This is a genomic window from Skermanella sp. (assembly GCF_059503625.1).
Window position 1 is genome coordinate 1 of the sequence record NZ_JCACHA010000103.1, and the last position, 3,900, is coordinate 3,900.

The following is a 3,900-nucleotide window of genomic DNA, read 5'->3' on the forward strand; positions in this document are numbered from 1 at the left end:
CTCCGTATAGCGGATGGCATTGGAGATGAGGTTGCGGAGAATCCGCTCCAGGAGAAGCGGATCGCTGCGCACTTCCAGGTCGGACCCGACGACGATGAGTTCCAGGTTCTTCTCGGCGGCCTGGGGTGAGAACTCGTCGCCGAGCCTTTCGAGCAGTTCGCCCACCGCTGTCCGGCGGATGTCCGGTTCGATCACCCCGGCATCCAGCTTCGAGAGGTGGATGACCGCCTCCAGGAGATTTGCCAGCGACAGGACCGATTGCTGGATCAGCTTGACCAGGTTCTTCGCTCCGGGATCGTCCACGCGGTTGCCCAGGAGCTTGGCGAACAGTGCCAGCGCCTGCACGGGCTGGCGAAGATCATGGCTGGCGGCGGCGAAGAGGCTGGTCTTCGTCCGGCTCGCCTGTTCGGCCGCCAGCTTGTCCGAAAGCAGCTTCGCTTCGCCCCGCTTCTGTTCGGTGATGTCCCTGGCGACGCACAGGACGCCGATCGTTTCGCCGCTCTCCGAGCGCAGCGGAACCTTGAGCTTCTCGATGATCGTTCCGCCGCTTGCCAGCTTGAGCGACTGCTCCACCCTCAGCAGCGGCTCCCCGGTCGTCATGACGTGCTCGTCCTCGCGGCGGACGGCCTCGGCATCCGATCTTTCCATGATATCGTGGTCGGTGATGCCCGGAACCGCGTGAAACGACTCAAGCCCGACGACGTCGGCGAAAATCCTGTTTCCTCCCAGGTACCGCGAGTGCCGGTCCTTCCAGTAGACGGCGTGGGGGAGTTGATTGAGGATCAGCCAGAGACGGTCGCCGGCCGGCCCAAGCGCCGATCCGTCGAACGGCAGCATGGACCTTTGGGTAACGTGGATCACGGCTCCGGTCGCCTCATCGACATCAGCCATCCTCATCGGCTCGACTACGACGTCGAACGAACGGCCTCGGATCTGGAGCTCGGTAGTATGCGGCGCACCGGAGGCTACGGCCAAGGTCACTGCGTCGTGCAGCAAGGCGCCGTGAGATCCGGTGACTTCACCGATGCTCATGCCGCGGATGGCTGCGGGTGAGACGGCAAGCAGGTCGGCAGCGGCATGACTGGCCATTTCAACTCTGCCCTTTCCGTCGACCAGAACCAGAGGATATCGGACCGTACTCAGTACGCCATCAAGGAATGCCCCGTTTCGCCTCATCTTCAACCTTCAAGCGACCGTCAGGCAGGAAGCGGGAGAGACCGGATCGTTGACGCGGCCGTCGGACGGATTTTCACGACTTTTCTTATTCACATCTGATTCCGGGTATTTTCTGAAGAGCTTCCGGTTCATGCCTGCAATTGTCCTCATCGATGGCATCGCCTGGACCAGGGCTGCCGGTCCGGAAGCAGGACTACTGCAAGGTCCACCAAGCCGTCACGGAACGGAACCTCGATAAGGTCTTCCACAGTCGAGAACTCGGCCTTCAAGATATCGGACGCGATGATTTTGCGGCGCGGCAGCATCCGCCCAAGCGGAATGGAAGAGGTCAAGGACTGTGATCGATACAGACGCAACGTTTCCTCCGCAGGAAACCTGGCAATCTCCAGGCAGAATCTTCCGATGATACGGTAACTTTTAAACATTCAGCATACCATATACCAACAGTAAACCCACACCTTGCAAGAATCTTTAGTCAGGGGGAATAGGACCTTGGGGGATTCACAATCCCTATGCCTGTTCTGTCGGAATATACACGGTCGAGACGGCTATAAATTCTCTCTGATTATATGTTACGAGTAATCCCAACGGCCTCATTTCAACCTTCGAATAAGCCGAAAAAGACCGGAAGTCCCGACAAGGCAGCTTCTGGTATCCATTCTCTTGACGCCGGCCTTAAGAACGACTGAATTTCACCAGACAACCGACCAGGGCATGAATGACGCCTAGAACCTTACGCCGCGCTGTCAGGAAGCTGAAAGCGGACGAAAATGGGTAATCGTCAGCTGCAATCCCCGGACTGCGTACCCGAAGGTTTCACCGGACCTCCGTGCCCGGCCGATGAGCCGCAGCGACTGATCGCCCTGAAGCGCTATGCCCTGCTCGACACGCCGCCCGAAGAAGCGTTCGATCGCATCACCCGGCTGGCGGCAAAAGTCTTCGGGATGCCGATCTCGCTGATCTCGCTGATCGACGAAACCCGCCAGTGGTTCAAGTCCCGTCATGGATTCGAGGACTCCTGGACACGCCGGGAGGTTGCATTCTGTTCCTACACGATCCTCGACACCGGAGCCCTGGTGGTCGGCGATGCGTCGAAGGACGATCGTTTCAGCACCAATCCGCTCGTGACCGGCGATCCCAACATCAGGTTCTATGCCGGGGCTCCGCTGGTGACGCCGGAGGGTCATGTGCTCGGCACCCTTTGCGTGATCGACCGTCAGCCGCACACGGATTTCAGCGTGGAGCAGCAGCAGCTTCTTCAAGACCTCGCCGACCTCGTCATGACCGAACTCGAAGGCCGGTCGAGCCTTCTGGCGTTGAGGCAGGAAATCCGGGAGCACAAGGAAACGGAAAAGCGGCTGCACAGATCCTTGGCCGAATCGGAAGCACTGCTGCGGGAAGTACACCATCGGGTCAGAAACAATCTTCAGGTCGTGGACACCTTGCTGGCGCTCCAAATCCGTCAAACTCCAGCCTGTGCCGAAGATCTGAAGGAATTGCGGCACAGGCTTCATTGCCTGGGCATGATCCACCACAAGCTCATGCAATCGCTGGACTTGCAGACGATCAATCTGAACGAACTTATCCAGGACCTTTGCCGATCACTGGCTCACCTGTACCAGTCTCGGCAAGGTGAAATAACTTTGAATGTCGCCGTCGAACCCCGCGACGCCGCCGTCAGGATAGACTTCGCGATCTCGCTCGGATTGTTGACGACGGAGCTGGTTACCAACGCGTACAAACATGCGTTCCCGCCGCAACGGCACGGCACCATCGACGTGGCGCTGATCGTCATGGCCGATTGCAAGGCACGTCTTACCGTATCCGATGACGGTATCGGCAAGGCCACCGGCTCCCCGCTTAAGATCGGGCAGCAGATCATCTCCGAACTGGTCGATCAGCTGGGTGGCGCGATGACCTTGGACCGGACCCGCGGCACCGAAGTCTCCGTGACGTTTCCCTGCCCGACAGAGCTGCCATGCTAGCCGGCGATACTCCCATCCTGGTCGTGGACGATGACAACCTCGTTCGTCTCGGGATCCGGATGACCTTGGAAGATGCGGGATTCCAGAACATCAAGGTCGCCAAGACGGGTGCTGCGGCTGTCGAGATGGCGCTGCTGCACCAGCCCCGGCTGATCCTGATGGATGTCCGCCTGGGAACCGGCATCGACGGGGTGGAGGCGGTTCGGCGGATCCGGAAGCTCCATACCTGCGATGTCATCTTCCTGACCGGATCGAACGAAACCGCTACGCGCATCCGGGTCGATGCCACGGTGCCCAGCGGCGTGCTGGTCAAGCCGATCCTGCCCGAACACCTGATCGAAGCCCTCGAAGCCTTGTAGGCTGTCCGCGGCCGGAGGATAGCCGGGGGGGGTGCATGCCCATCAGCCGCCCCGCACCCGTGCCGGATTGCCGACCACGGTGGCGCCGGGCGGGACGTTGCGGGTGACGACGCTGCCCGCGCCGATGATCGCGTCGTCACCGACATCGACGCCGGGCAGGATGATGGCGCCGCCGCCGATCCACACATTGCGGCCGATGCGGATCGGGCGGCCGAACTCCAGGCCCGATTCCCGTTCGGCGATGCCGCGCGGGTGGTCGGCGGTCAGTATCTGCACGCCCGGCCCGATCTGCGTCTTGTCGCCGATGGTGACCGCGACGACGTCCAGGATCACGCAGTTGAAGTTCAGGAAGACGCCGGTGCCCAGGCTGATGTTGAAGC

General features: G+C 60.6%; 5 protein-coding genes. 2 read left to right on the top strand and 3 right to left on the bottom strand.

The features are described 5' to 3' along the window. Positions 1–1,176 (bottom strand): sensor histidine kinase (locus tag AC5JJ6_RS02885; RefSeq protein WP_496040603.1); only part of this gene is annotated, 1,176 nt, incomplete at its 3' end. Between the two features lie 9 nt (positions 1,177–1,185). Continuing rightward, positions 1,186–1,308 carry a hypothetical protein gene (locus tag AC5JJ6_RS02890; protein ID WP_496040604.1) on the bottom strand — a complete coding sequence of 41 codons (123 nt, stop codon included), beginning with the start codon at positions 1,306–1,308 and terminating at the stop codon, positions 1,186–1,188. Positions 1,309–1,946: 638 nt separating this feature from the next. On the opposite strand from AC5JJ6_RS02890, the gene AC5JJ6_RS02895 reads away from it, so the two are divergent. Continuing rightward, positions 1,947–3,161: a sensor histidine kinase gene (locus AC5JJ6_RS02895; protein WP_496040605.1), complete on the top strand. Its 1,215-nt coding sequence runs from the start codon at positions 1,947–1,949 to the stop codon at positions 3,159–3,161. Continuing rightward, complete coding sequence (locus AC5JJ6_RS02900) at positions 3,155–3,520, top strand: response regulator (RefSeq protein ID WP_496040606.1); 366 nt, start codon at positions 3,155–3,157, stop codon at positions 3,518–3,520. Before AC5JJ6_RS02895 ends, AC5JJ6_RS02900 begins: the two co-directional genes overlap by 7 nt. A 42-nt stretch (positions 3,521–3,562) precedes the next feature. On the opposite strand, the gene AC5JJ6_RS02905 is transcribed toward AC5JJ6_RS02900, so the two are convergent. Next, positions 3,563–3,900: sugar O-acetyltransferase (locus AC5JJ6_RS02905; RefSeq protein WP_496040607.1), on the bottom strand; the 338-nt coding region annotated here is incomplete at its 5' end.